Origin of the sequence: Streptomyces sp. NPDC001750 (assembly GCF_042892615.1) — a bacterium.
GTDB lineage: Bacteria > Actinomycetota > Actinomycetes > Streptomycetales > Streptomycetaceae > Streptomyces.
On sequence record NZ_JBIAUE010000009.1, the window covers coordinates 34,938 to 61,233 of the forward strand.

Annotated in this window: 24 protein-coding genes; 7 read left to right on the plus strand and 17 right to left on the minus strand. The window is 71.1% G+C overall.

Annotation, left to right across the window (positions count from 1 at the left end):
• The first annotated feature begins 76 nt into the window (after nucleotides 1-76).
• Nucleotides 77-1,447 (plus strand): LCP family protein, encoded by a 1,371-nt coding sequence (locus ACFYY6_RS16285; RefSeq protein ID WP_386606941.1) that lies wholly within the window; start codon nucleotides 77-79, stop codon nucleotides 1,445-1,447.
• Between the two features lie 177 nt (nucleotides 1,448-1,624).
• On the opposite strand, the gene ACFYY6_RS16290 is transcribed toward ACFYY6_RS16285, so the two are convergent.
• Nucleotides 1,625-2,173, minus strand: a complete 549-nt coding sequence (locus tag ACFYY6_RS16290; RefSeq protein ID WP_073791342.1) for an acyl-CoA thioesterase — start codon at nucleotides 2,171-2,173, stop codon at nucleotides 1,625-1,627.
• Nucleotides 2,174-2,292: 119 nt separating this feature from the next.
• Between ACFYY6_RS16290 and ACFYY6_RS16295 the strand changes: the two genes are divergently transcribed.
• The gene (locus tag ACFYY6_RS16295) at nucleotides 2,293-3,588 is read left to right on the plus strand and encodes an LCP family protein (protein WP_351525838.1); all 1,296 of its coding nucleotides are present in this window, start codon (nucleotides 2,293-2,295) and stop codon (nucleotides 3,586-3,588) included.
• Nucleotides 3,589-3,770: 182 nt separating this feature from the next.
• On the opposite strand, the gene ACFYY6_RS16300 is transcribed toward ACFYY6_RS16295, so the two are convergent.
• Both ACFYY6_RS16300 and ACFYY6_RS16305 read right to left on the minus strand, forming a co-directional pair.
• On the minus strand, nucleotides 3,771-4,781 hold the full coding sequence (locus tag ACFYY6_RS16300) for a DUF5954 family protein (protein WP_351525056.1): 1,011 nt from the start codon (nucleotides 4,779-4,781) through the stop codon (nucleotides 3,771-3,773).
• 204 nt (nucleotides 4,782-4,985) lie between these two features.
• The gene (locus tag ACFYY6_RS16305) at nucleotides 4,986-6,143 is read right to left on the minus strand and encodes an acyl-CoA dehydrogenase (protein WP_351624195.1); all 1,158 of its coding nucleotides are present in this window, start codon (nucleotides 6,141-6,143) and stop codon (nucleotides 4,986-4,988) included.
• 224 nt (nucleotides 6,144-6,367) lie between these two features.
• Between ACFYY6_RS16305 and ACFYY6_RS16310 the strand changes: the two genes are divergently transcribed.
• Nucleotides 6,368-7,711 carry a UDP-glucose/GDP-mannose dehydrogenase family protein gene (locus tag ACFYY6_RS16310; protein ID WP_351525054.1) on the plus strand — a complete coding sequence of 448 codons (1,344 nt, stop codon included), beginning with the start codon at nucleotides 6,368-6,370 and terminating at the stop codon, nucleotides 7,709-7,711.
• Between the two features lie 149 nt (nucleotides 7,712-7,860).
• Here the strand turns inward: ACFYY6_RS16310 and ACFYY6_RS16315 are convergent, their stop codons facing one another.
• Nucleotides 7,861-8,373: a CGNR zinc finger domain-containing protein gene (locus ACFYY6_RS16315; RefSeq protein ID WP_351525053.1), complete on the minus strand. Its 513-nt coding sequence runs from the start codon at nucleotides 8,371-8,373 to the stop codon at nucleotides 7,861-7,863.
• Nucleotides 8,374-8,523: 150 nt separating this feature from the next.
• On the opposite strand from ACFYY6_RS16315, the gene ACFYY6_RS16320 reads away from it, so the two are divergent.
• A complete protein-coding gene (locus tag ACFYY6_RS16320; RefSeq protein ID WP_351525052.1) occupies nucleotides 8,524-8,886 on the plus strand; it encodes a VOC family protein in 363 nt (120 codons plus the stop codon).
• 130 nt (nucleotides 8,887-9,016) lie between these two features.
• Here ACFYY6_RS16320 and ACFYY6_RS16325 read toward each other — a convergent pair whose 3' ends face one another.
• From ACFYY6_RS16325 to ACFYY6_RS16335, 3 genes are all read right to left on the minus strand, one after another.
• Nucleotides 9,017-10,255, minus strand: a complete 1,239-nt coding sequence (locus ACFYY6_RS16325; RefSeq protein WP_389193912.1) for a dipeptidase — start codon at nucleotides 10,253-10,255, stop codon at nucleotides 9,017-9,019.
• Between the two features lie 123 nt (nucleotides 10,256-10,378).
• Nucleotides 10,379-10,918 (minus strand): 5-(carboxyamino)imidazole ribonucleotide mutase, encoded by a 540-nt coding sequence (purE, locus tag ACFYY6_RS16330; RefSeq protein ID WP_351525051.1) that lies wholly within the window; start codon nucleotides 10,916-10,918, stop codon nucleotides 10,379-10,381.
• A complete protein-coding gene (locus ACFYY6_RS16335) occupies nucleotides 10,915-12,054 on the minus strand; it encodes a 5-(carboxyamino)imidazole ribonucleotide synthase (protein WP_351525050.1) in 1,140 nt (379 codons plus the stop codon). The genes purE and ACFYY6_RS16335 overlap by 4 nt, the downstream gene beginning before the upstream one ends.
• Before the next feature lie 296 nt (nucleotides 12,055-12,350).
• Between ACFYY6_RS16335 and ACFYY6_RS16340 the strand changes: the two genes are divergently transcribed.
• The gene (locus tag ACFYY6_RS16340) at nucleotides 12,351-12,902 is read left to right on the plus strand and encodes a GtrA family protein (RefSeq protein ID WP_351624190.1); all 552 of its coding nucleotides are present in this window, start codon (nucleotides 12,351-12,353) and stop codon (nucleotides 12,900-12,902) included.
• 94 nt (nucleotides 12,903-12,996) lie between these two features.
• Here the strand turns inward: ACFYY6_RS16340 and ACFYY6_RS16345 are convergent, their stop codons facing one another.
• Both ACFYY6_RS16345 and ACFYY6_RS16350 read right to left on the minus strand, forming a co-directional pair.
• Nucleotides 12,997-14,262 carry an ATP-binding protein gene (locus tag ACFYY6_RS16345; RefSeq protein ID WP_351525048.1) on the minus strand — a complete coding sequence of 422 codons (1,266 nt, stop codon included), beginning with the start codon at nucleotides 14,260-14,262 and terminating at the stop codon, nucleotides 12,997-12,999.
• 76 nt (nucleotides 14,263-14,338) lie between these two features.
• Nucleotides 14,339-15,016 (minus strand): response regulator transcription factor, encoded by a 678-nt coding sequence (locus ACFYY6_RS16350; RefSeq protein ID WP_351525047.1) that lies wholly within the window; start codon nucleotides 15,014-15,016, stop codon nucleotides 14,339-14,341.
• 490 nt (nucleotides 15,017-15,506) lie between these two features.
• On the opposite strand from ACFYY6_RS16350, the gene ACFYY6_RS16355 reads away from it, so the two are divergent.
• Nucleotides 15,507-16,997, plus strand: coding sequence for a peptide MFS transporter (locus tag ACFYY6_RS16355; RefSeq protein ID WP_386606931.1), 1,491 nt, complete (start codon nucleotides 15,507-15,509; stop codon nucleotides 16,995-16,997).
• 224 nt (nucleotides 16,998-17,221) lie between these two features.
• On the opposite strand, the gene ACFYY6_RS16360 is transcribed toward ACFYY6_RS16355, so the two are convergent.
• The 7 genes from ACFYY6_RS16360 to ACFYY6_RS16390 form a co-directional block, all read right to left on the minus strand.
• Nucleotides 17,222-18,610 (minus strand): hypothetical protein, encoded by a 1,389-nt coding sequence (locus tag ACFYY6_RS16360; RefSeq protein ID WP_389193915.1) that lies wholly within the window; start codon nucleotides 18,608-18,610, stop codon nucleotides 17,222-17,224.
• A gap of 35 nt (nucleotides 18,611-18,645) precedes the next feature.
• Nucleotides 18,646-19,752 carry a hypothetical protein gene (locus ACFYY6_RS16365; protein ID WP_386606929.1) on the minus strand — a complete coding sequence of 369 codons (1,107 nt, stop codon included), beginning with the start codon at nucleotides 19,750-19,752 and terminating at the stop codon, nucleotides 18,646-18,648.
• Nucleotides 19,753-19,814: 62 nt separating this feature from the next.
• Nucleotides 19,815-20,933 (minus strand): hypothetical protein, encoded by a 1,119-nt coding sequence (locus ACFYY6_RS16370; protein ID WP_389193671.1) that lies wholly within the window; start codon nucleotides 20,931-20,933, stop codon nucleotides 19,815-19,817.
• 327 nt (nucleotides 20,934-21,260) lie between these two features.
• Nucleotides 21,261-21,929, minus strand: a complete 669-nt coding sequence (locus ACFYY6_RS16375) for a peptidase (protein ID WP_351517231.1) — start codon at nucleotides 21,927-21,929, stop codon at nucleotides 21,261-21,263.
• Nucleotides 21,930-22,142: 213 nt separating this feature from the next.
• A complete protein-coding gene (locus tag ACFYY6_RS16380; protein WP_351517230.1) occupies nucleotides 22,143-22,658 on the minus strand; it encodes an ATP-binding protein in 516 nt (171 codons plus the stop codon).
• Between the two features lie 212 nt (nucleotides 22,659-22,870).
• The gene (locus ACFYY6_RS16385; RefSeq protein WP_389193674.1) at nucleotides 22,871-23,104 is read right to left on the minus strand and encodes a pentapeptide repeat-containing protein; all 234 of its coding nucleotides are present in this window, start codon (nucleotides 23,102-23,104) and stop codon (nucleotides 22,871-22,873) included.
• On the minus strand, nucleotides 23,101-23,469 hold the full coding sequence (locus tag ACFYY6_RS16390) for an STAS domain-containing protein (protein ID WP_351517226.1): 369 nt from the start codon (nucleotides 23,467-23,469) through the stop codon (nucleotides 23,101-23,103). The genes ACFYY6_RS16385 and ACFYY6_RS16390 overlap by 4 nt, the downstream gene beginning before the upstream one ends.
• Before the next feature lie 298 nt (nucleotides 23,470-23,767).
• Here ACFYY6_RS16390 and ACFYY6_RS16395 point away from each other — a divergent pair, with 298 nt between their 5' ends.
• Nucleotides 23,768-24,775: an RNA polymerase sigma factor SigF gene (locus tag ACFYY6_RS16395; protein ID WP_389193676.1), complete on the plus strand. Its 1,008-nt coding sequence runs from the start codon at nucleotides 23,768-23,770 to the stop codon at nucleotides 24,773-24,775.
• 282 nt (nucleotides 24,776-25,057) lie between these two features.
• Here ACFYY6_RS16395 and hutI read toward each other — a convergent pair whose 3' ends face one another.
• Nucleotides 25,058-26,230 carry an imidazolonepropionase gene (gene hutI / locus ACFYY6_RS16400; protein WP_351517223.1) on the minus strand — a complete coding sequence of 391 codons (1,173 nt, stop codon included), beginning with the start codon at nucleotides 26,228-26,230 and terminating at the stop codon, nucleotides 25,058-25,060.
• Nucleotides 26,231-26,296 lie beyond the last annotated feature (66 nt).

A 26,296-nucleotide genomic window follows, 5' to 3' on the forward strand; every position in this document is an offset into this window, starting at 1 on the left:
CCGCCGTTCCCCGCGCCCCCGCGCCGTCCCGCCGCCACGCAGGCCGAGAGGACGGACCGGGCGACCGCGCTGGGGCATGCGGATGGTGACCGGTCTCTCGGTCCTCGTCCTCGGCGCCGGAGGCATCGGCCACGCGATGGTGACCGGTCTGGAAACCGGGATCGACCGGATCGACCCGTTCAAGGACATGAAGAACCGGCCCCGGGCCGGCTACGGCACGAACCTGCTGCTGGTCGGCACCGACGGCCGTGACCGGATCACCCCGGAGGAGAAGGAGAAGTACCGGCTGGGCGGCGCCCCGTGCAACTGCACCGACACCCTGATGCTGGTCCACCTCTCGGCGGACAAGAAGCGCGCGAGCGTCGTCTCGCTGCCCCGCGACAGCTACGCCGAGGTCCCCGAGCACAAGGACCTCACCACGGGACGGACCCACTCCCCGCATCCGATGAAGCTGAACGCCGCCTACGCCGAGGGAGGCCCCGGGCTGACCGTGCGGACCGTGGAGCACATGACGGGCGTCAAGATCGACCACTATCTGGAGGTCGACTTCACCAGCTTCATGAAGACCGTGGACACCCTGGGCGGGGTACGGATCTGCACGCCCCGGCCACTGAAGGACTCGTACACCGGTCTCGACCTCGCGGCGGGCACCCACGACCTCGACGGCGGGCAGGCGCTCCAGTTCGTACGGTCCCGCCATGTCGACGGCGCCTCCGATCTGGGCCGGATGCAGCGCCAGCAGAAGTTCCTCGCCTCGCTGATCGAGCGGGCGACCAGCAGCGGCGTGCTGCTGAACCCGGTGAGGTTCCGCGACGCCGCCTCGACGATGCTGGGCTCGGTCCGGGCCGACGAGGGGTTCGGTACGGAGCAGATGCTGGAGCTCGGAGGCGCGATGCGCGGCTTCTCCCCCGCCTCGTCCGAGTTCGCCTCCGTGCCGCTGGCGGACGTCGCCCACCCGGTCAAGGGGATCGGCTCCACGGTGAAGTGGGACGAGCGGAAGGCGAACAAGCTGTTCCAGGCACTGCGCGACGACAAGCCGCTCGCGCCCGAGCGCCCGGACTCGCCCCGGCCGAAGGCCGTGCCGGTCGACGTCGCGCCGGAGCGGATCCGGGTCCAGGTCTACAACGGGACGACGAAGAACGGGCTCGGCAGAACGGTCGACGACGCGCTGCACGCCACCGGTTTCGACACCTCGCGCACCCCGCTGAACGCGGACTCGCGCGACCTGCGGCGCACCCTGATCACCTACGACCCGCGCTGGGACCGGTCCGCGAAGTCCCTGGCCGAGGCACTGCCCGGGGCCGAACTGCGGGAGGTGACCGGGCAGGGCCCCACGCTGAAGGTGACGGCGGGCACGGACTTCGACGCGGTGCGACCGGTACGGGCCGAAAAGAAGGAGCGGGGGGAGTTCGGCACGGTCACGGGCGACCAGGTGACCTGCCCGTGACGTCCGTGGCCGGTCGGCACCGGGGCCGGTACGAGAACGCTCCGAGGGACCGACGCCGCCCGGGGCGGGTCGAGTACACCGGGAACCGAGAACGCCCCGGGGGCCCGCCCGTCGACCCGGCCGACAGGAGGCCGCACCGCCGATGACCCGGCCCACAGGGCGCCCGCCGTCGACGGCTCAGTCGTCGATGCCGTCCGCGGCGCGCTTCTCGCGCAGCTCCTTGATCGCGCGACGCCGTGCCAGACGGTGGGTGCGCCGGATCTGCGCCTCCTGGTAACGCCTTCTGTCCCGCTCGGTCTCCGGTATGACCGGCGGCACGGGGCGCGGCCTGCCGTCCGCGTCCACCGCGGCGAACACCAGGTACGCACTGCCGACCTGCTGGGCGGGGGTGGATTCGTTCCACCGCTCGGCCATGACCCGGACGCCGACCTCCATCGAGGAACGGCCCGTCCAGTTCACCTGGGCACGGACGTGAACAAGGTCACCCACGCGAACCGGCTCCAGGAAGACCATCTCGTCCATCGACGCCGTCACCGCGGGTCCGCCGGAGTGCCGTCCGGCCACGGCGCCCGCCGCGTCGTCGACCAGCTTCATGATCACGCCACCGTGCACCGTGCCCAGCAGGTTGGTGTCGCTGCCGGTCATGATGTGGCTGAGGGTGGTCCGGGATGCGGCGGTCGACTTACCGGGAATGTCGCCCTCCGGACGCGGGGACTGATCTGTCATACCGTCCACCTTATGCGGGGACTTCCGGCCGACGGCAATGCATCAGCTTCGCAACAGCACCGATGCGATTTTCCGTACACCCTGTAAGAGGAGCACACCCGGCCTGCACACTGGACCGCATGAGTGATTGGCCCGAGGGCTGGACCGACGACAACCGCGGCGGTGACCGCGGCAACCGCTACGGGCAGGGAAGCGGAAGCGACCAGCCCGAAGGCGCCCGTGTGATGCGCCACGTCCAGCGGCACCCCGCCCCGCCGCAGCAGCGCCCGGCCCCGCCCCGGCCCCGCCAGGCACCGCCGCAGTACGCCGACGGCGCGGGGTACGACAGCGGTTACAACACGGGCCAGGTCTACGGCGGTGGCGGCCGGGGCGGCGGCGGGAGCAACGGCCCCGGTGGCGGCCGGGGCGACGGCGGACCGGCCTACGGGCGCCCGGCGCCCGACTGGGGCCGCCGCATCAAGGTGGGCGCGCTGTCGCTGGTCGTCGTGGTGCTCGCGGTCTCCATAGGCACGTACTTCTGGGCCGACTCCAAGCTCAACCGCGAGGTGGACCTCTCCAAGGTCATCGAGCGGCCGAAGGAGGGCGACGGCACCAACTACCTGATCGTCGGCTCCGACAGTCGCGCGGGCATGACGGACGAGGACAAGAAGCGCCTCCACACCGGCTCCGCCGAGGGCAAGCGGACCGACTCGATGATGATCCTGCACGACGGGTCCAACGGGCCGACACTGATCTCGCTGCCGCGCGACTCGAACGTCGAGATCCCCTCGTACAAGGGCTCCGACTCCGGCAAGCTCTATCCGGCCCGCGGCCGTTTCACCAAGCTGAACGCCGCGTACGCCGAGGACGGCCCCGAACTCCTCGTCCGCACCGTCGAGTTCAACACCGGCCTGCACATCGACCACTACGTCGAGATCGGCTTCGGCGGCTTCGCCAACATCGTGGACGCGATCGGCGGCGTGGAACTGGACATCCCCAAGGCGTTCAAGGACAAGAAGTCCGGCGCCGACTTCAAGGCGGGCAAGCAGACGTTGAACGGCGAGCAGTCGCTGGCCTTCGTCCGCACCCGGTACGCGTTCGCCGAGTCGGACCTGGCCCGTACGAAGAACCAGCAGAAGTTCCTCGCGGCCCTCGCCAGCCAGACGGCCACGCCCTCCACGATCCTCAACCCGTTCAAGCTGTACCCGACGATGAGCGCCGGCCTGGACACCCTGATCGTGGACGAGGACATGTCGATCTGGTCCCTGGGACAGATGTTCTTCGCCATGAAGGGCGTCACGGGCGGCGACGGCACGTCGATGAACATGCCGATCTCCGGCTCCAGCGGCGGCAACCTGGTCTGGGACAAGGCCAAGGTCAAGCAGCTCGTGGACCAGCTCAACAACGACGAGAAGGTCACCGTCTCCGAGAAGTAAGAAGGCGGGGAGCCGGCGGGACCGGGCGAACGGTCACGGCCGAGCGGCGCCCCGGGACCATCGGGCGGCACGCGAACGGGCCCCGGCGGCACACCGGTTCACCGGTTCGCCGCCGGGGCCCGGCCGTCTTCCCGCCCGGCCGTCTTCCCGCCTGGGGGGCCACGTCACGCCCGGCCCGGGGCCTATTTCGAGTAGTCGATGTCGCCCGACTCATCCATGCGGGGATGGATCTGAGTGGGCTCCTGGATGTCGATGTCCGAACGCCGGGGCCCCTCCGGCCCCGCGGGACCGATCCGCATCATCCGCTCGATCCGGACGATCTGGAAGCAACGCCCGTGCACGTTCAGCTCATTGGGCCGCACCTGCCGCATGAACGCCTCCGCGGCCCGCGCGTACGCGGCGGTCTCCCGCTCGTCCGACTCCTCGATCAGCGGCCGGACTTCCTTGAGGTAGTGGGCGAAGGAGCGCCGCGCGTCCTGCGGGGTCGGGTGCTGGCCCGACGCCATCGACCAGGAATGATCCTTCTTCTCCATCACCCGGAAGGCGACCGGCAGCAGCACCAGCCCCGGATGGGTCCGCAGCGCCCGCCGCGAATCGGCCAGCACATCGGGCGGGAAGCGGTCCGAGGTGTACTGGTACGGCAACAGCCCCATCCGGTCCAGCCCCTCCGTCAGCCCCACCGCCGCCGCGTGGTCGACGACGAAGCCCTTGGTGGTGGAGGGGGTGCGCGTCCGGAAGTCCCAGCCCTCGCAGTCCACGTCCGTGGGCCTGGGCGGCTCCAGGCGCCCGCCGCCGATCCTGGCGAACTCATCGGCACGCACGACGCGGTAACGCGTGTCGCCCGCGGTCAGTTCGTTCACCGGCTCGGTCTCCAGCCGCGCCACCGCGTCCAGCAGCAGCCGCCGCTCACGAGGATCGTCCGTCTCGTCCTTGGCCTTGAACCAGAGATAGGAGTTCAGCTCGTCACGGGCGTCCTGCGGGTAGCCGGTGTCCATGTCCGTCAGCAGCCGCCACTGCGGCCGCTCGCCGCGACGCTGCTCGGCGACACCGAAAAGCGGCCCGCGGACCACGATCTTCGCGTACTCCCGGGACGCGGCGAAGGCATCCGCCTCGGTGACCAGGGACACCGGATCGTCGCGGTGCTCCACGTTGATGACGAGGTGCTCCGGATGCTCCTGATAGTGATCAACCATGCACTCAGTGTGCCGAGTTCGTCGCTGTGGGGTGGGCGAAACAGAAGAACCGACCACCCGGATCCGCCACCCGCGCCCGAGGCCCGGCCGCGGGGCCGGCGCCCGGTGCCGACGCCCCGCGGAGGCGTCGGGGGGCGCGTGACCCACAGACGGCAACAGCCCCCGGCATCACGCCGGGGGCTGTCCTGACCTGCGAAAATCCTGCTACGGCAGATTCCGCGCCATCACGATCCGCTGAACTTGGTTCGTGCCTTCATAAATCTGGGTGATCTTCGCGTCGCGCATCATCCGCTCCACCGGGTAGTCCCGCGTGTAGCCGTAGCCGCCGAGGAGCTGGACCGCGTCCGTGGTGATCTCCATGGCGACATCGGAGGCGAAGCACTTGGCCGCGGCGCCGAAGAAGGTGAGGTCGCCGTCGACGCGCTCGGACTTGGCGGCGGCCGAGTAGGTGAGCTGGCGGGCCGCCTCCAGCTTCATGGCCATGTCGGCGAGCATGAACTGGACGCCCTGGAAGTCGGCGATCGGCTTGCCGAACTGCTTGCGCTCCTGGACGTAGCCCTTGGCGTAGTCGAGGGCGCCCTGGGCGATGCCGAGGGCCTGGGCCGCGATGGTGATGCGGGTGTGGTCCAGGGTCTTCATCGCGGTGGCGAAGCCCGTGCCCTCCTCGCCGATCATACGGTCGGCGGGGATACGGACGTTGTCGAAGTAGACCTCGCGGGTCGGGGAGCCCTTGATGCCGAGCTTCTTCTCCGGGGCGCCGAAGGAGACGCCCTCGTCCGACTTCTCGACGACGAAGGCGGAGATGCCCTTGGAGCGCTTGGTCGGGTCGGTGACGGCCATGACCGTGTAGTAATCGGAGACGCCCGCGTTGGTGATCCAGCGCTTCACGCCGTTGAGTACCCAGGAGTCGCCGTCGCGCACGGCGCGGGTCTTCATGCCGGCCGCGTCCGAACCCGCGTCGGGCTCGGAGAGGCAGTACGAGAACATCGCGTCGCCCTTGGCGAGCGGGCCCAGGTACTTCTTCTTCAGGTCCTCGGAGCCGGAGAGGATCACCGGGAGCGAACCCAGCTTGTTCACGGCCGGGATGAGGGAGGAGGAGGCGCAGACGCGGGCCACCTCCTCGATCACGATGACCGTGGCGAGGGCGTCGGCACCCGCGCCGCCGTACTCCTCCGGTACGTGCACGGCGTGCAGGTCCGCGCCGGTCAGCGCGTCCAGCGCCTCCTGCGGGAAACGCGCCTCCTCGTCGACCGCCGCCGCGTGCGGGGCGATCTTCGCCTCGGCGAGCGCACGCACCGTCTCGCGGAGCATCTCGTGCTCCTCGGCCGGACGGTACAGGTCGAAATCGGTCGAACCCGCCAAAGCGCTCACTCCCCAAAGAAGCTAACTACCGTTAAGTAACCCAATTTTAGAGCGAGCCGCCCGCCCTGGCCTATGCAATGCGTGCGTGAGCTTGGTGACAGGGGTCCCGGGACCTGCGCGGATGGCCGGAATCAGGGCCTGTGGGGGCACGACTATGCTCGTTCACCGCACGTTCCACCGCATGTCCCGACCGCACGTCTGCCCGCACCTCCCAGGAGCACCGCATGGCCCTCAGGATCACTGTGATCGGCACCGGATATCTCGGCGCCACCCACGCCGCGGCCATGGCGGAACTGGGCTTCGAGGTCCTCGGCCTCGACGTCGTGCCCGAGAAGATCGAGATGCTGGGCGCCGGCCGGGTCCCGATGTACGAGCCGGGGCTGGAGGAGCTGCTCCGCAAGCACGTCGCGGGCATCGAGGGGTCCACGGGACGGCTGCGGTTCACCACCTCGTGGCAGGACGTGGCGGAGTTCGGCGATGTGCACTTCGTCTGTGTGAACACTCCGCAGAAGCACGGCGAGTACGCCTGCGACATGAGCTACGTGGACAGCGCCTTCGAGTCGCTGGCCCCGCATCTGACCCGGCCCGCCCTGGTCGTCGGCAAGTCGACCGTGCCCGTGGGCTCCGCCGCCCGGCTGGCGGTCCGGCTGGCGGAGCTGGCCCCGGCGGGCGCGGACGCCGAACTGGCCTGGAACCCGGAGTTCCTGCGTGAGGGCTTCGCCGTGCAGGACACCCTGCACCCGGACCGGATCGTCGTCGGCGTGGCGAGCGAGCGGTCCGAGAAGCTGTTGCGCGAGGTGTACGCGGTGCCGCTCGCCGAGGGCTCGCCGTTCGTGGTGACGGACTTCCCGACCGCGGAGCTCGTGAAGACCGCGGCCAACTCCTTCCTGGCCACGAAGATCTCGTTCATCAATGCCATGGCGGAGGTCTGCGAGGCCGCCGACGGCGACGTGAAGAAGCTGGCCGAGGCGATCGGGCACGACGAGCGGATCGGGTCCAAGTTCCTGCGGGCCGGCATCGGCTTCGGCGGCGGCTGTCTGCCCAAGGACATCCGCGCGTTCATGGCGCGCGCCGGTGAGCTGGGCGCGGACCAGGCGCTGACCTTCCTGCGCGAGGTCGACTCGATCAACATGCGCCGCCGCGGTCACATGGTGGAGCTGGCCCGGGAGGCGGCGGGCGGCGACTCGTTCCTCGGCAAGCGGGTGGCGGTGCTGGGCGCGACGTTCAAGCCGGACTCGGACGACGTACGGGACTCGCCGGCGCTGAACGTGGCCGGGCAGATCCACCTCCAGGGCGGCCAGGTCACGGTCTTCGACCCGAAGGGCATGGAGAACGCCCGGCGGCTCTTCCCCACCCTCGGTTACGCGGACTCGGCGCTGGACGCGGTGCGCGGCGCGGACGTGGTGCTGCACCTGACGGAGTGGCGGGAGTTCCGCGAGCTGGACCCGGCGGCACTCGGCGAGGTCGCGTCGCGCCGGATCATCCTGGACGGCCGCAACGCGCTCGACGGCGAGCTGTGGCGCGACGCGGGCTGGACCTACCGGGCGATGGGACGCCCGACGGCCTGACCGCCGGGCCGTACGGCTTCTCCCCGTACGGCTTCTCCCTTTCGGCTTCTCCCTTTCACGGCCACGGCCTCTCCCCCGCACGGCCCCGTGCCGCATGACGCCAGGCCGCCGTCCGACGACGGTGTCCGGGCCGCCGGACCGGGCCGGGCTCAGCCCTGTCTGGCGCGGTAGGCGCGCATCTTGGCGCGGGCGCCGCACACCGACATGGAACACCAGCGCCGCCGCCCCGCCGGGCTGCGGTCGTAGTACGCCCACCGGCAGTCATCGGCCTCGCACACCTTGAGCCGGGCCCAGGTGCCGTCGGCCGCCGCCTCCGCGATGGCCCGCGCGACCCGGGCGGTCAGCCCGGCCGGTTCCTCGACGGGCCGCAGCGCCGCCGTGCCCGCCGCGTCCACCGTCACGCGCAGGGGCGCGGCGGCGAGGAGGTGGTCGAGGCCGGGGACTTCCGCCTCCTCGGCCGGGCGATGGCCCGCATGGGCGAGACAGGCGGCGCGAAGCGCCTCGCGCAGGGCACGGGCGTCCGGGACGTGCGCTTCCACGAGGCCGAAGGCGGCGCGCCCTTCCGCCGTGTCGAGCGTGTCCGCACCGGTCTCGATGTCCAGAGTGTTGACCAGGGCCTCGATCAGCGCGAGTCCGCCGGGCGCGGCGTTCCTCGCGCTCATGGTGCGGAATCCTTCGCTTTCATGGTTGCGACGTTACCTCCGTTGCGGCAGCATGCAGTAACGGTTACCGGTTGACCCGCTTTAGCGGTAACGACCGATGGTGACCAGCCGCTTTCAGCGGTGCCGAACCGCTTACGAGGAGGAAGTGTCATGGCTGTCGCCACTCTGGGTGCCGTCGTTCTGGACTGCCCCGACCCCGCCGCACTCGCGGGCTTCTACGCCGGGCTGCTCGGCGGAACGGTCGAGGACGACGGCGACGGCTGGGTGGAGCTGACCGGGACCGGGGGCACGCTGCTCGCGTTCCAGGCGGCACCGGGTCACGTGCCGCCGCAGTGGCCGGGCGAGGACGGTGCGCAGCAGTTCCACCTGGACCTGACCGTGCCGGATCTGGACGCGGCGGAGCGTGAGGTGCTCGCCCTGGGCGCGACCGCGCTGGACGCGGAGGACCGGAATCGGAGCTTCCGCGTTTACGCGGATCCCGTGGGGCACCCGTTCTGTCTGTGCAGGGGCTGACCGTCCGCTCGGCGCACCGCCCGCGCGAGGTACGCGGGCGAAGGCCCTGGGCATGAACGACGGCCCGGGGCCTGAACGACGAAGTGCGGGGTGCCCCCCGGGGCGCCCCGCACTCGCCGGTTCCGGCCGCTCAGCCGGCCTGGGCCGGTGTGTCCAGCTGCTCGATGGTCGCGTGCGACGGGCCCCGGCGGGCGCTCAGGTCGCGCGCCACGGCCTCGGCGTCGCGCAGGACCCGCACCGCGTTCCGCCAGGTGAGCTTGGCGAGGTCGGCGGTGGACCAGCCGCGGCCGAGCAGTTCCGCGATCAGGTTCGGGTAGCCGGAGACGTCCTGGAGGCCGTCCGGGAGGAAGGCCGTGCCGTCGTAGTCGCCGCCGATGCCGATGTGGTCGATCCCGGCGACCTCGCGCATGTGGTCGAGGTGGTCGGCGATGGTCGCCGCGGTGGCCACCGGGCGCGGGTTGGCCGCCTCGAACGCGGCGTGGAGCTCCATGGCCCGCGCACTGGTGTCGAGGTGGTGCAGACCGTGGGCGCGCAGGTTCGCGTCCGCGGCCTCGGTCCAGGCGACGGCCTCTGGGAGGACGAACTTCGGCACGAAGGTGGCCATGGCGATGCCGCCGTTGGCCGGGAGCCGTTCGAGCACGTCGTCGGGGATGTTGCGCGGGTGGTCGCAGATCGCGCGCGAGGAGGAGTGCGAGAACATCACCGGCGCCACGGAGGTGTCGAGCGCGTCGCGCATGGTCGTGGCCGCCACGTGCGAGAGATCGACGAGCATGCCGGTGCGGTTCATCTCCCGTACGACTTCGTGGCCGAACGGCGAGAGACCGCCTACGCCCGGTTCGTCGGTCGCCGAGTCCGCCCACGCGATGTTGTCGTTGTGGGTGAGCGTCATGTACCGGACGCCGAGCGCGTACAGCCCCCGCAGGGTGCCGAGCGAGTTGTTGATGGAGTGGCCGCCCTCCGCACCCATCAGGGAGGCGATGCGGCCCTCGGTCCGGGCCGCCTCCATCTCGTCGGCGGTCAGGGCGCGCCGCAGGTCGGCGGGGTGGCGGGCCAGCAGCTCGGCGACGACGTCGATCTGTTCGAGGGTGGCGCTGACGGCCTCGTCGCCCGCCATGTCGGACTGTACGTAGACCGACCAGAACTGGGCGCCGACGCCCCCGGCGCGCAGCCGGGGGATGTCGGTGTGCAGGTGGGCGGACTGGTCGGTGGCGATATCCCGGGCATCCAGGTCGTAACGGACCTGCTCGCGCAGCGCCCACGGCAGGTCGTTGTGTCCGTCGACGACGGGGTGCTCGGCGAGGAGTTCCCTCGCTCGTTCCAGCTGCCGTTCGTCGGACCGACGCTCCGCCACGATCAGCTCCTCCACCATCAGCTCCTCCCCGAGCCGCCGCTCCACGAGCCGCCGCTCCTCCGCACTCTGCTGTTCCTCTGTGCTCCGCGGTTCCTCTGTGCTCCGCGGTTCCTCCACGCCCTGCCACCGCTCCGCGGCAGGCTACTTCCCGAAGCCGAAGGAGTCGGAGCCCTCGACCTTGGCGCGCAGCCGCTTGCCCTTCTCCGTCGCCTGGTCGTTCAGCTCCTGCTGGAACTCGCGCATGCGGGCCAGCAGGTCGGCGTCGTGGGCGGCGAGGATGCGCGCGGCGAGCAGGCCCGCGTTGCGCGCGCCGCCGACGGAGACGGTCGCGACGGGGACACCGGCGGGCATCTGGACGATGGAGAGCAGGCTGTCCATGCCGTCCAGGTACTTCAGCGGGACCGGCACCCCGATCACCGGCAGCGGGGTGACGGAGGCGAGCATTCCGGGCAGGTGGGCGGCGCCGCCCGCGCCCGCGATGATCGCCTTGAGGCCCCGGTCGGCCGCCTCCTCGCCGTACGCGACCATCTCGCGCGGCATGCGGTGGGCGGAGACGACGTCGACCTCGTAGGGGATCTCGAACTCGTCGAGGGCCTTGGCCGCGGCCTCCATGACGGGCCAGTCGGAGTCCGAGCCCATGACGATGCCGACGACCGGCGCGGCGGTGGCGGGAGGGGTCATTCGGTGATCGTTCCTCGCAGGTAGTCGGCCGCGTGCCGGGCGCGCTCGCGCACGTCCGCCAGGTCGTCGCCGTAGGTGTTGACGTGTCCGACCTTGCGGCCGGGCTTCACGTCCTTGCCGTACATGTGGATCTTGAGCTCCGGGTCGCGGGCCATGCAGTGCAGGTAGCCCTGGTACATGTCCGGATAGTCACCGCCGAGGACGTTGCACATGACCGTCCAGGGGGCGCGGGGGCGCGGATCGCCGAGCGGCAGGTCGAGAACGGCCCGCACGTGGTTGGCGAACTGCGAGGTGATCGCGCCGTCCTGGGTCCAGTGGCCGGAGTTGTGCGGGCGCATCGCGAGCTCGTTGACGAGGATGCGGCCGTCGCGCGTCTCGAAGAGTTCGACGGCCAGATGACCGACGACGCCGAGTTCGGCGGCGATCCGGAGCGCGAGCTGCTGGGCCTCGCCGGCCAGCCGCTCGTCCAGCTCGGGCGCCGGGGCGATGACCGTGTCACAGACCCCGTCGACCTGGATCGACTCGACGACCGGGTAGGCGACGGCCTGGCCGTGCGGCGAGCGGACGATGTTGGCCGCCAGTTCCCGTACGAAGTCGACCTTCTCCTCGGCGAGGACCGGGACCCCGGCCCGGAAGGGCTCGGCCGCGTCGGCCTCGGAGCGGACCACCCAGACGCCCTTGCCGTCGTAGCCGCCGCGCACGGTCTTGAGGACGATGGGGAAGCCTCCGGCCTCGGCCGCGAACACCGCGGCGTCCGCCGGGTCCGTCACGATGCGGTGGCGGGGGCAGGGCGCGCCGATCGCGTCGAGCTTCGCGCGCATCACCCCCTTGTCCTGGGCGTGCACCAGCGCGTCGGGGCCGGGACGCACGGGTATGCCGTCCGCCTCCAGGGCCCGCAGGTGTTCGGTCGGTACGTGCTCGTGATCGAAGGTGATCACGTCACAACCGCGCGCGAAGGCACGCAGCGTGTCCAGGTCGCGATAGTCGCCGACGACGACTTCGTTCACCACCTGGGCCGCCGAGTCCTGAGGGGTGTCGCTGAGGAGCTTGAACTTGATGCCGAGGGGGATGCCCGCCTCGTGGGTCATACGGGCGAGCTGACCGCCGCCGACCATGCCGACTACCGGGAACGTCACCCGTCCAGGGTATCCGGCGCCCCGGTGGTCGCCCGACGACGGCCTCCGCGCGCCCTGTCGGCCGGGGCGAGCCGCTCCTCGTCGAACTCGTCCCCGTCCCCGTCCGGTGTGTCCGTCCCCACACCCGTCCCCGCGCTCGGCACCGTCCGTCCGCCCGTCCGTCACCACTCCTCTTCCTGCCCGTCGCCCCCCGTCCCCGTCCGGCCGCTTCTGTCCGGACATCCCCGGGCGCCCCGCGAAAGGGGTCGCTAGCATGACCGGGTTGACGTAACCGACAGACAGGCTGAGCGATCACCATGAGCGAACGGGGCGCACTGCGAACCCGGCTGGATCAGCTGGCCCGGGAAGTCGCCAAGTTCGGCACGGTCGGCGCACTCGGCCTGGTGGTCAACATCGCGGTGTCGAACCTGCTCTGGCGCACCACGGAACTCCAGGTGGTGCGGGCCGGACTGCTGGCCACGTTCATCGCCATCCTCTTCAACTACGTCGGCTTCCGCTACTGGACGTACCGCGACCGCGACAAGACCGGCCGGACCCGGGAGCTGACGCTGTTCCTGCTGTTCAGTGGCGTGGGCGCGGTCATCGAGAACGGCGTGCTGTACGTGGCGACGTACGGCTTCGGCTGGGACACCCCGCTCCAGAGCAATGTCTTCAAGATCCTCGGCATCGGCATCGCGACGCTGTTCCGCTTCTGGTCCTACCGGACGTGGGTCTTCAAGGCGCTCCCCGCACCGGAGCCCGCCGGGCCCGCCGAGCCCGCGGCGGCGGAGGCCCTGGAGGGTTTCCTGAAGCAGGAACGACGCAGCGAGCGGGCGTCGCGCGTCGAGGCCGAATCAGCACGCCGCTGACGTCACGGAGCCGGTACCCACCGGCCTCTTCCTACGTCACCGCCCTCCGCGTACGACTCGGCCCCCGTCGTACGGTCCAGCCCCGCCGTACGGTTCAGCGCACCGGGCGTTCCGGCTCCTGCCGCTTCAGGGCCACCCGGCTGAGGAACAGCGCGAAGACCGGCGGCTGCTGCTGGAGCAGTTCGAGCCGGCCCCCGTCCGCCTCCGCGAGGTCCCGTGCCACGGCGAGGCCGATCCCGGTGGAGTTGCGGCCGCTGATCGTCCGCTCGAAGATCCGGGCGCCCAGGTCGGGCGGTACGCCCGGACCCTCGTCCGTGACCTCGATGACCACCTGGTTGCCGGTGACGCGGGTGCGCAGCGCGACCGTGCCGCCGCCGTGCATCAGCGAGTTCTCGATCAGCGCGGCCAGCACCTGGGCGACCGCGCCGGGGGTGCCGACGGCCCGCAGCCCCTGTTTCCCGGACCGGACGATGGCCCGGCCCTCGCCCCGGTAGGCCGGGCGCCACTCCTCGATCTGCTGCTTGACGACCTCGTCGAGGTCGAAGACGACGGCGGAGCCGGTACGCGGGTCGCGGGCGTTGGTCAGCAGCCGTTCCACCACGTCGGTGAGCCGCTCGACCTGGGTGAGGGCGATGTTCGCCTCCTCCTTCACCGTCTCCGGGTCGTCGGTGACGGAGATCTCCTCGATCCGCATGGAGAGCGCGGTCAGCGGCGTACGGAGCTGGTGCGAGGCGTCCGCCGCCAGCCGGCGTTCCGCCGTCAGCATCCGGGCGATCCGCTCGGCCGAGGCGTCCAGGACGTCGGCGACCCGGTCCAGCTCCGGCACCCCGTACCGCTTGTGGCGCGGGCGCGGGTCGCCGGAGCCCAGGCGCTCGGCGGTCTCCGCGAGGTCGGTCAGCGGTGAGGCCAGCCTGTTGGCCTGGCGTACGGCGAGGAGCACGGCCGACACGATGGCCAGCAGCGCCACCGCCCCGATGATCACCAGGGTGCGGCCGACCTCACGGGTGACGGCGGAGCTGGACTCCTCGACGACGACGCGCTCGCCGTGCACCCCCTCGGCCTTGCCGCTGATCACGCTGCCCGCCGGGCGGGTGCCCACTTCGATCGGGGCACGGCCGGGAATGTCGACCAGTGCGTAGCGGTTGCCGGAGAGCTGCTGGCCCAGCAGCTCGGGGTTGATCCGCTCGGCCCCCAGTATCCGGCTCTCGACGACGCTGATCAGCCGCAGTGCCTCGGAGTCGACGCTCTCCTGGGCGCTGTTGCTGATGGTGCGGCTCTCGACGATGACGAGGGAGACGCCGAAGACGGCGATCACCACGAGCACCACGGCGAGTGTGGAGTTGATGAGTCTTCGGCGCATGGGGGCCTCTGTGGTTCGGCTCGTCGTGGGTCGGCTGGTCGCGGGTCGGCTCGGCCCGCGTCAGCCCCGCCCCGCGTCAGCTCTTCTCGAAGCGGAAGCCGACGCCCCGTACGGTCGCGATGTAGCGGGGGTTGGCCGCGTCGTCGCCGAGCTTCTTGCGGAGCCAGGAGATGTGCATGTCGAGGGTCTTGGTCGACGACCACCAGGTGGTGTCCCAGACCTCGCGCATCAGCTGGTCGCGGGTGACGACCCGGCCGGCGTCGCGGACCAGGACCCGCAACAGGTCGAACTCCTTGGCCGTGAGCTGGAGTTCCTCGTCGCCCATCCACGCCCGGTGCGACTCGACGTCGATCCGGACGCCGTGGGTGGCGGGCTGCGGCGCGGACTCGGCCGCGCCGCGGCGCAGCAGGGCCCGGACGCGGGCGAGCAGTTCGGCCAGGCGGAAGGGCTTGGTCACGTAGTCGTCGGCGCCGGCGTCCAGTCCGACGACGGTGTCCACCTCGTCGGCGCGTGCGGTCAGCACCAGGATCGGCACGGTGTGGCCCTCGGCACGGAGTCTGCGGGCGACTTCGAGGCCGTCCATCCCGGGCAGGCCCAGGTCGAGTACGACCAGGTCGATCCCGCCCTGGAGACCGGCGTCGAATGCGGTCGGACCGTCCTCACGGACCTCGACCTCGTAACCCTCCCGACGCAGAGCGCGGGCCAGTGGCTCCGAGATGGACGCGTCGTCCTCGGCGAGCAGTACACGGGTCATGCAGTGATGGTAGTCCGCGCGGGACGGCTGTCGTGAGGTGATCGAAAAGCCCTGCGGGCCGGTCCGGAAAGCGAGCGCGAACCTTCGAATGTGAGAGCGTAATCCCGCCTTCGCCTGTGATCCATCTCTCAAGTCCATTCATTTCGGACTCTGTCGTGGCGTATGGTGGCTCGACGCCTGTTGCACGACTCAAGGACCCTTGGGCAGCTTTTAGCGCCGAGGGTCTCTTTTGTTCTGCCGGCTGGTACCCCGCCAGTCGTGACTGCAGTGAACGACCTGTGGCCGGGCCCGGAGCGACACATGCGCACCGGGCGTGGATCCCGATGCGGTCGGTCCCCGTCCCCGTGGGTCGGCTCCTCGGTGAGTCCGGCGCCGGGACGAATCCCTGTCAGGCGTGGGGTGGGACTCTCGGCCGGGTCGGTGCCGGCCTCCCCCCACCGGGCGCGTCACGCTCACGAGGCGTCGCGTCCCGAGCACGCAAGGATCGACCATGGCGTCCAGCCTGACGAAGGACCCGGCCAGTACTCCTGGATCCGAGAAGACCTTCTTCGGCCACCCCCGCGGCCTGGCCACTCTCTTCATGACCGAGATGTGGGAGCGCTTCAGCTTCTACGGCATGCGGGCCCTGCTTCCGCTGTATCTGGTCTCCGGCTCCGGCCTGGACATGAACGTGACCACGGCCACCGCGATCTACTCCATCTACATGGCGATGGTGTACCTGCTCGCCATGCCCGGCGGCTGGTTCGGCGACCGGGTCTGGGGCCCGCGCAGGACGGTGACCGTCGCGGCCTCGGTCATCATGGTGGGACATCTCACCCTGGCCCTGCCGGGTTCCGGTTCGTTCTTCGCCGGTCTGGCGCTGGTGGCGCTCGGCTCCGGTCTGCTGAAGGCCAACATCTCGACGATGGTCGGCCACCTCTACGACGGCCCCGACGACCCGCGCCGAGACGGCGGCTTCACCGTCTTCTACATGGGCATCAACCTCGGTGCCTTCGCCGCGCCGCTGGTCATCGGCACGATCGGCGAGAAGGTGAACTGGCACCTCGGGTTCGCCCTCGCCGCGGCCGGCATGGGGCTGGGCCTGATCCAGTTCCTCATCGGTACGCGCCACCTGAGCCCCCGCAGCAGCGTCGTGCCGGAGCCGCTGTCGGCCGCGGAGCGGGCCTCGACGCTGCGCAAGGGCCTGCTGTGGCTGGTCGCCGCCGTCGTCTTCTACGGCGTGCTGGTCGCCACCGATGTGTACACGCTGAACTGGGCGCTCGTCCCGATCACTGTCGCCGGTCTGATCATCCCGGTCGCCGTGCTGGTGCGGATCAAGCGCGACCGGGAGCTGACGAAGACCGAGCAGTCGAAGATGTCCGGGTACATCTGGTTCTTCGTCGCCGCGGCCGTGTTCTGGATGATCTACGACCAGGGCGGTTCCACCCTCTCGCTCTTCGGTGAGTCGTCCACGACCAACAGCGTGCTGGGGCTGCACTTCCCGACGTCCTGGTACCAGACGATCAACCCCGTCATCATCATGGCGCTGGCCCCGGTCGTCGCCTGGATATGGCTGGCGCTGAACCGGCGGGGCAAGGAGCCGAGCACGGTCGTCAAGTTCGGCTCGGGTCTCTTCCTGGTCGGCGTCTCCTTCCTCGTCTTCATGCTGCCGCTGACCATGACGTCGGACGGCGACAAGGTCAGCCCGATGTGGCTGGTGTCGATCTACTTCCTGCAGACCGTCGGTGAGCTCTGCCTCTCCCCGGTCGGCCTGTCGGTCACCACGAAGATGGCCCCGGCGAAGTACGGCAGCCAGATGATGGGTGTCTGGTTCCTCGCCGTCACCGCGGGCGACTGCACCACCAGCCTGCTGTCCCTGGCGGGCGTCAACCTGAACAAGACCGGCATCGTGGGTCTGGAGGCGACCCTCGCGCTCGTCGCGGGAATCTCCATCTGGATGTACCGCAAGAAGGTCTCGCAGCTCATGGGCGACGTGCGCTGACACCGCGACCGCGGGTCGTCGGAGGGTGAGCACCGTCCGACGACCGCACGGCTCCACGACGAGGGCCGTCGCACCGCCGATGCCGGTGCGACGGCCCTCGCGTCGTACGCCGCCGCGGTGCGCGTACGACGTACGACACGGTCGTGTCCGCCCGCCGGAAGGTCGTGGCCGACGGGCCGGGTCATGTCCGGCGCGCGGTCACACCCCGTGCCGTGCGGGGCGGCTCACCTGGTGCCGCGCAGCCTGCGCCACGGGGTGAAGGTGAACACGGCGCCGCCCAGCAGGATCGCCGTCCCCGCGACCAGACCGAGCGCCCGCAGCGTGCCCTGGTCCTCGGCCCCGGTGGCCGCCAGCCCGCCGCCGGAACCCGCGGCGCCGGACGTGGTGCCGGCGGAGCTCCCGGACCCCGAGGAACCCGAGGTGGTCGAGCCGGAGACCCCGCCCTCCTGAGCCGTGGTGTCGAGTTCCAGCGACGGGGTCGCCGCCCCCTTGACCTTGCACGGGATGCTGATCTTCGAGGCTCCCAGGGTGACGTCGATGGTCAGGGTGCCGGGGCCGAGCGTGGACTTCCCGGTGGCACCCGGCTTGTACGTACCGGTCATGTTCGGCAGGTCGACCGGCTTTCCCTGCTCCAGCGGTTCGGCGTTGGCGGGTCCCGTGACCTTCACCGAACCCTTGTCCGCGCCCGCGACGACGACGTCCATCGAGGGCTTGAGCGCACCGGCGGGCAACGCGGCCGGACTGTCCATCACGCCCTTGGCGGTCCTGACCGTCAGCGCGTAGCCGCCGCCGTTCTTCCTGGCGTCGATCGTCACCTTGGAGGAGATGGCGGCGGGGCCGGGGGACGTACAGGCGAACTGGACGGCGACCTCCTTGCCGGGGAAGTCCGTCTGTCCGCCGCCGCCCCCGGAGCCCGAGGTGGAGCCGCCCGCGGTGGACGTCCCGGCGGAGGTGCCGGAGGCGGTGCCGGAGGACGTCCCGGACGAGGTCGTACCGCCCGCCGTGGTGGAGCCGGAGGTGGAACCACTCGTCGTGCCGCTCGTCGTGCCACCGGTGGTCCCGCTCGTGGAACCGCTGGTCGTGCCGCCCGCCGTGGTGCCCGAGCCGCCGTCCGTGACCTTGATGGTCGCGCCCGGCCGCACCGTCTCCTCGGGGGTGCACTTGGTGTCCGTGGAGAGCGGCTTGGAGACGTTGATGGCGTACGCGTCCGGGGTGAGCGTGATCTCACCGGCCTTCTCCAGCTTCAGCGTGCCCTTCATGTCGGGCAGGATCATGGCGCTGTTCTTCGGGATCGGCGGGTTCTGACGCGGCCCCTCCATGGTCAGGGTGCCGGTGGCCGCGCCGCCCACCTTGACGGTGCCGGTCGGTTTGACCGTGTCCTTGTCCAGGTCGAGTATGTCGGGGTTCTTGGAGGCGGCCTGGACCGTCTTCCACACCACCTCGACGGTGTCCCCGACCTTGGCCTCCGCGGGCGCCGTCAGTTGCACCACGGTGGTGCCCTGCACGGGCGGCAGGCCGGAGATGGGCGGGGGCATGCACTCCGTCCGGTACGAGATGTCGGCGGCCCGGGCCGGACTCGCGGCCATCAGCATGCCCGCGCCGCCGAGCATCATCGCGACTCCCGCCGCGACCGTTCTCCGTTGCGTACTCACGAATGTCCCTTCGTCGTCGATGTGTTGTCCGACGGTGCGGAATCCGGTGCGAACCACGGCAGCGCCGCCGTGGTGGTGGGCGAGGGCCCGGAGGCGGACGCGTGCTCCGCCGCGGGCTCGGATGCGGGCGCGTCCGCGGAGTCCGGCCCGGGACCCGGCACGCGGCGCGGCGCTCGTGCGCCCTTGGCCGGGCCGGTCGTACGCGCCGGGCGGCGGCGCCGGGAGCGGGCCGGGGCGCGCGAGGGGCGGGGCCGTACCTTGTCGACGACCGCCATGCCGATCCGGAACACGGCGGCCGGCACCACCACGCAGAGCAGGACCCAGAAGAGGGTGACACCCCAGGGGCGGCCGACCCCCCACGGCTGCTCCGCCAGCACCTTGCCGCCGTACTCCAGCGAGATCTGGTAGTCGCCGTGGGCACCCGCCGCCAGTTCGACCGGCAGCTCGATCCGCGCCTTGCGGCCGGGCCCGACGGTGCCGCGCCACTCCCGTTCCTCCCACTGGGGGGCGAACACGCCGTGTGCGGTGCCGATCCGGAAGACCGGGTCCTCGACCGGGGCGGTGCCGAGGTTGCCCACGGTGAAGACCAGGCGCCGGGCGGGCGGCGCGCCGAACCACGTGAGGATTCCGCTGTCACCCTCCAGCCGGGTGGCGGCCAGCACCGCGAGCCTGCCGCCGGTCTCCTTCGGCAGCGCGGCGACCGGATGCCCGGCCACCACGAACACGGCGTCGGCGGCCTCCTGTTCACCGGTCACGGTGGCGACGTGCACCACGCACGGACACGGCACGGGCGGCTCGGCCACCGGCAACTTCTTGGTGAAGCCGCCGTCGGCCCCGGTGGTGACGGCACGGCCCTCGGCGTTGGCACAGGAGTTGGTGCCGCCGATCACGCCGCGTTCCGGTGCGGACCGGCCGCAGACCAGCATCATCAGCAGTGCGCCGGGACGCCATCCGCTGCCCTTGACGGTGATGTCCCCGCCCTTGCCCGCCTGCCGCTCGGAGAGGGTGACCGCGGGTTTCGCCTCCGCGCTGCCGCCCGCCCCGGTCGCCGCGGAAGCCGTGGGGAGCACCAGCAGGAAGGGAAGCAGCGCGAGGAGCGCCACGCCACCCCACCGGTGCCCGCCCCTCCGGTGATCCCCAGGTGTCGCCGGTCCGGCCCGTCCGGTCACGATTCCCCTCCCGTTCCCGTCTTCGTCAATCGGCGTGTGTCACAAGCCCGTCGGCCGCCCGGAGGCCGTCCGGGCGAACCGGCCTCGTACGGGGCCGGGGCCGGTGCGCCTGTGCGCTGCCGCCCGCCCCACGGACGCCGTTGCCCGCGTCGCCGCCGGTACGTGTACGCCGCCGCGGCGGCCAGGAGCGGCAGCGCCCCGCCCGTCAGCGGTGCCCAGGAGACGAAGCGGGCGCGCGCCGATGCCTCGTCGTGCGCGCCGCCGGCCGCCGTGACGCGCAGCCGTACCGTCACCGAGTCGAGGGCCGGGGCGTCCCGCCACGGTTCGGTGAGCGTGACGCTCCGTCCGGGCGCCAGCTCCACCGGCAGCGTGCGGGTGCCGCGCCGCAGCAGCGGCCCGAACACCCCGTCGGCGCTCACGGTGATCCGCGGGACCAGAAGGGTGTTGCCGCGGTTGACCAGCGTGTAGTGGACGGCTTTCCCGGACACGGTGACGTCCTCGACGGTGAGCGCCGCCAACGTCGGCCCGCCGACGCGCAGTCGCACCGGTACGCCCACCGAACGGCCCCCGTTCTCCGCGACGATCGCACCGGAGCGTTCACCGGGCGCCGAGCCCGTCGGCACCGTGACGGAGAACGGCACCTCGGCGCGGGTGCGGGCGGGCACGACCACCTTCGCGGCGGCGGTCCGCAGCCAGGCGCCCACGCCGACGTGCGCGCCGTTCCCGGCCCTGCCTCCGGGCCCGGTCCCGCTTCCGGCGGTGGGCTTGCCCCCGTCGCGTACCGCACGGCCGCCGTCCTCGGCGCGGTAGGTGTCGACGCCGCGCAGCCGTACCGTGACCGGGGCCGTGCCGGGGTTGGTGACGGAGAGCCGGTCCTGGAGGACGGCTCCGGGCTGCCCCTCCAGGTAGAAGTACGACCTGCCCGCGCCCTTCCCTGTGCCGCCCGCCCCGGACCCGCCCGCCACGGGCCGCGCCGTCCAGGCGGTGGCGCCCGCCGGCGTGGTCGGCGGCGCGGCCGGTGTGCGCGGTTGCGCACCGGCCGCCGGGACCGTGGCGAGGGTGAACAGCAGTACGGCGAGGGCGAGTCGGGCGGCGTGGCCGGTCGACGACGGCATGGCGGCTCCCTGGTGCCGAAGGGCTGTCCCGTCATCCGTGGCGGATCAGCGCGCGGCGTCGGACGTGGTGCGTCGCAAGGCGAAGGGGCGCCCGCGTACTGGATGTATGCGGGTGTTCCGACAACGCGGCGAAGTGCCGCGGCTGTCGTCGGGCGCCCGCCACGGATGACGGAGCAGCCCTCGGGGCGACTGGCTCGACCGGGTGAGGCGCTGGTGCCTTCCCGGCCACGTTCGCTGGTCACGGCGCCAGGACCGGTGAGCGAACTGCCGGACGACGCCCCTTCCAGGCAAACCTTGCCGGTCACGGCGCTAGTGCCGCTCCCGGCCCTAGCGGCCGACGGCTCCCTGCCCGCGCCGGGTCAGCCAGAGCACCCCGGCCGCACCGGTCAGCAGCACGGTGCCGCCGAGCATGCCGAGCGCCGTCGCCGAGTCGAGCGGCCCGGTCTTCGGCAACTGGCCACCGTTGTCAGGGGAGTTCCCCGCGTTTCCCGCAGCCGTCACATCGAGTCTGAGCGAGGGCCCCGGGCTGTTGGAAGGTGTGCAGGTCGTGGTCGTACCGAGCGCCTTGATGGTGAGCACACCGGCGGTGAAGTCGACCTTGCCGCTCTTCTTCGGGGTGTACGTGCCCGACAAGTCGCCGATCTTGATGGGGGAGTTGGCGGGGATGGCCGCGGCGTTCGGCGGCCCGGACATCTGGACCTCTCCCTGGTCGGCCCCGCTCACCTTGATCACCGCGCTGGGGTTCATCGCGCCCTTGCCGAGTTCGACGGGGCTGGACGACACGCCCTTCTGGAAGGACATCGTGAGCCGGTAACCACCGGCGCTCCTGACGCCCTTGATGTCGATGGGAGACACGGCCCCCTTGTCACCGATCGGGGTCTTGCACCGGTAGTCGACGTCGACGACCGTGGCGTGGGCGGCGGGTGCGGCCATCAGCACCACCGTGCCCGCCAGCGCGGACGCCAGCGCGAGAGCTGCTCGCTTCTGGTAGGACACCTTGTCTTCCCCTCATGCCGGAAGTCGCCGCGCGTCGTCTCCGACTCGACGCAAGTTACTGACGACACATCAGATTGGCGCTCAAGGTACGCCGGGGGCCTTGTGGAGGGAAGACAAAGAGCGCGCCGATCCGGCGCGCTCTCGTCGTGCGGATGCGGGGCCCGTAACGCCGCGGAGACCTGACGACCCGGCGGCTTCCGCCTCGTCACGGCCTCAGGCGGGGGCGGCCAGTTCCGCCCAGACCGTCTTGCCTGGCCGCCCCGGCACCCGCAGCACGCCCCAGTCCAGACAGAGCCGCTGAACGATGAACATGCCGTGCCCGCCAGGCCGTCCGGCCCGGTGCGGAGTTCGCGGCGCGGGCTGTCCGGCGCCCGCGTCGACGACCTCCACCCGCAGCACCTTCGCCGCGCAGGCGATACGGATCTCCTCCGGGCCGTCCGCGTGCAGGCAGGCGTTGGTGACGAGTTCGGAGACGACCAGCAGGACGTCCTCGGCGGCGGCCCGTCCGTCCGCGCTCGACGCGGGCAGCCAGCCCCATTCGTGGAGCGCCTGGCGGGCGAAGTCGCGAGCCGTCGGCACGACGCCGGCCACCCCCCGCAGCGACAACGTGCGCCACTGCCGTCCGGCCGGATCGGAGGAAGCCACTCCGGCGCCCGCGTCCGCGTCCACGCCGGCGCCCTCCGGCTCGCGGCCGAGGTCGCCCGGCGGATGCTGCCGGGTGGTGCTCATCAGCGCTTCACCTCACCGATTCACCATGTCGCCATCGAACAGTTACAAGTACCGAGCACGAGCGGTCGCAGCACGTACGGATACAGAGAGATACAGCACGTAGAAATACAGCACCTACGGCCGCAGCACCTACACGTATGCCGTGCGCGAGGCCATGTACCGCTTCGCCAGGGGTCTTCTGCCCGGCCGAATCGTGACAACACCCATTTCGTTCACGCGGACCGCGTGACACTGGCAACACATGAATCCCCCCGAGGCCCCGTGGCACGTATCACATCACGCACACCGTGGACAGGTACACCGCGGAAGGGCACGCCGTGGAACACAACACCGCGGAATACGGCACCGCGGAGCGACACATCACGGAACGACACATCACGGAACGACACCCGGCGGAAGGACGCGTCAGGGAACACACTCCGCCGACGGCCCCGCCCCGCGGTCACTTGCCCAGGGCCGCATCCAGGGAGTCGTGGACGGTGAAGACCGCCTCGGCCCCGGTGATCTCGAAGACCCGCGCCACCACCGGCCGCATGCCGGCCAGATGGACCCCTCCCCCGGCCGCCTCCGCCTTGAGCCGGGCACCGAGCAGCACGTTGAGCCCGGTGGAATCACAGAATTCGAGTCGCGAGCAGTCGATCACCAGGCGCGCACGCCCCTGCTCGACCGCGCTCTCCAGGGGTTCCCGCAGCAGATCGGCCGTGTGGTGATCCAGCTCACCCACCGGCGTCACGATTTCGCTGTCTTCCTCGGTGCGGGTCTCGACCTGAAGCCGACCCCGGTTCGCACTGCCGACCGTCCCGCGGTCCATGCCCGTCCCTCTTCGCCGTTCGTCGCTGCCTGCGGTCACTGCTCGCATCTCCGCGTGCGCAGATTCGTCGTAGTCGTCGTCGACGTCCTTGAAACAGTACGCGTTCCGTACGCCACGCGGTAGCCGAAGACCTCAACAATTCGGACATATAGCATCAATTGGCGCTTGTAACTCTCCATCCGAACCGGGTAAGGGTAGAGGGACACCCGCAAACACGAACGGCTTCGGAGGCGCCGCTTCACCGCAGGAACACGTATGGGCATCGGCAGCCATATGCCGAGAACGATGGAGGAGACCCATGTCACCCCGGCTCGACGAACCGCGTACCCCCGACGCGACGTCAGCACCTTCTGTGGGACCGACCCACTCAGACTCCCCTGCCGCGATCGCCACCAACGGCACGCGCGACGACAGCACCGACAGCACCGCGGACGCCGTCGACGGCAGCGGGACCGACCGCGTCGACCACCGGTCCGCCGCTCCCCACCGCGTCACCGACGGCCTCGAAGGACTTCCCGAGATCCCGCCGTTCGACGAGGTGGAGCCGCTGGACGCCAGGGCCCTGTCGAAGACGCTCTTCGAGCGGCTCGAATCCCTCGAAGAGGGCACCCACGAGTACTCGTACGTCCGCAACACCCTTGTCGAACTGAACCTGGCCCTGGTCAAGTTCGCCGCCTCCCGGTTCCGCTCCCGCAGCGAACCGATGGAGGACATCATCCAGGTCGGCACCATCGGCCTGATCAAGGCGATCGACCGCTTCGAGCTCAGCCGGGGCGTGGAGTTCCCGACGTTCGCGATGCCGACCATCGTCGGCGAGATCAAGCGCTTCTTCCGCGACACCAGTTGGTCCGTGCGCGTCCCGCGCCGCCTTCAGGAGCTGCGGCTCGACCTGGCCAAGGCGGGCGACGAGCTCGCCCAGCAGCTGGACCGCTCACCGACTGTGGGCGAACTCGCCGACCGCCTCGGCATCAGCCACGACGAGGTCGTCGAGGGCATGGCCGCGAGCAACGCGTACACCGCGAGCTCACTGGACGCCAAGCCCGAGGAGGACGAGCACGAGGGCGCGCTGGCGGACCGCATCGGCTACGAGGACCACGGGCTCGAAGGCATCGAGTACGTCGAGTCCCTGAAACCGATGATCGCCTCGCTGCCCTGCCGCGACCGCAGGATCCTCTCGCTCCGGTTCGTCGCCAACATGACGCAGTCGGAGATCGGTGAGGAGCTGGGCATCTCCCAGATGCATGTCTCGCGCCTGCTCTCCCGCACGCTGTTCAGGCTCCGGAAGGGCCTGACACTGGAGGAGTGAGCAGGCCCGTTCCGCGCGCCCGCACGGCGCACCGCGGCCCCTTACGACCTCGCCCACGATTGTCAGCGGCGTCGCGGTGTCCGGGACCTCCGCCTCCGGCGTTGTCGTCAGTTGCCGACGCTCCGCGTCGGCTCCCTCCTCCGCCTTGGATGCGAAGGCCCCAGACACCGCTCCTTCTCCCACTGCCCATCGTGAGCGAGGTCGTTGGCGGAAGGACCCGCCCGGCCACGGGCGGGTCCTTCCGCATGTCCGGGGCCGGTCGGCGGGGCGTGCGCGGGGCGCTCAGACGACGCGTTCGCCGCGGCGCCAGACCGCGTGGGTCAGCGGGACGCCCGGCCGGTAGGCGAGGTGGACATGGCTGGGGGCGTCGAGGAGGACCAGGTCTGCGCGGGCACCGGGGGCGATGCGGCCGATGTCCGTACGGCGCAGCGCGGCGGCGCCGCCCGCGGTGGCGGACCAGACCGCCTCGTCCGGGGTCATGCCCATGTCGCGCACGGCGAGGGCGATGCAGAACGGCAGCGACGAGGTGAACGACGAGCCGGGGTTGCAGTCGGTGGAGAGAGCGACGGTGGCCCCCGCGTCGAGGAGTCTGCGGGCGTCCGGCCAGGCGGCGCGGGTGGAGAACTCGGCGCCGGGGAGCAGGGTGGCGACGGTGTTCCCGTGGGCGAGGGCGTCGACGTCCGCGTCGGTGAGGTGGGTGCAGTGGTCGGCGGAGGCGGCGTCGAGTTCCACGGCGAGCTGGACGCCGGGGCCGTGCCCGAGCTGGTTGGCGTGGACGCGGGGGTGCAGGCCCCTGGCCCGGCCCGCGGTGAGGATCGCGCGGGCCTGGTCGCCGTCGAAGGCGCCCCGCTCGCAGAAGACGTCGACCCAGCGGGCGTACGGGGCGCACGCGTCGAGCATCGCCCCGGTGACCAGGTCGACGTAACCGGCGGGGTCGTCGGCGTAGTCCGCCGGGACGACGTGGGCGCCGAGGAAGGTGACCTCCTCGGTGTGCCGGGCGGCGATGCGCAGGGCACGGGCCTCGTCCTCGACGGTGAGGCCGTAGCCGGACTTGGTCTCGAAGGTGGTGGTGCCCTGGCGCAGCGCCTCGGCGAGGTAGCGGGCGACGTTGGCGGAGAGCTCGTCGTCGGTGGCGGCGCGGGTGGCGGCGACCGTGGTCCTGATGCCGCCCGCGCTGTAGGGGCGGCCGGACATCCGGGCGTTGAACTCCTCGGTGCGGTCGCCCGCGAACACGAGGTGGGAGTGGGAGTCGACGAAGCCGGGGATCATGGCCCGGCCGCCCGCGTCGACCGCGTTGTCAGTGGCGGGTGCTTTGCTTGATCCACCGGTCCAGACAACCCGGTCGCCGTCGATGACGACGGCCGCGTCCTGGATCAGGCCCAGGGGGGAATCCGTACCGAGGGAGGGGTCGTTGGTGACCAGGCCGGCGATGTTGGTGATGGCGGTCGTCGTCATCGGGCGACTGCTCTCCTTCTGTATGGGTGTGCGGGTCGGCTCGTCGGGGGGTGCGCCGGGCGGGCG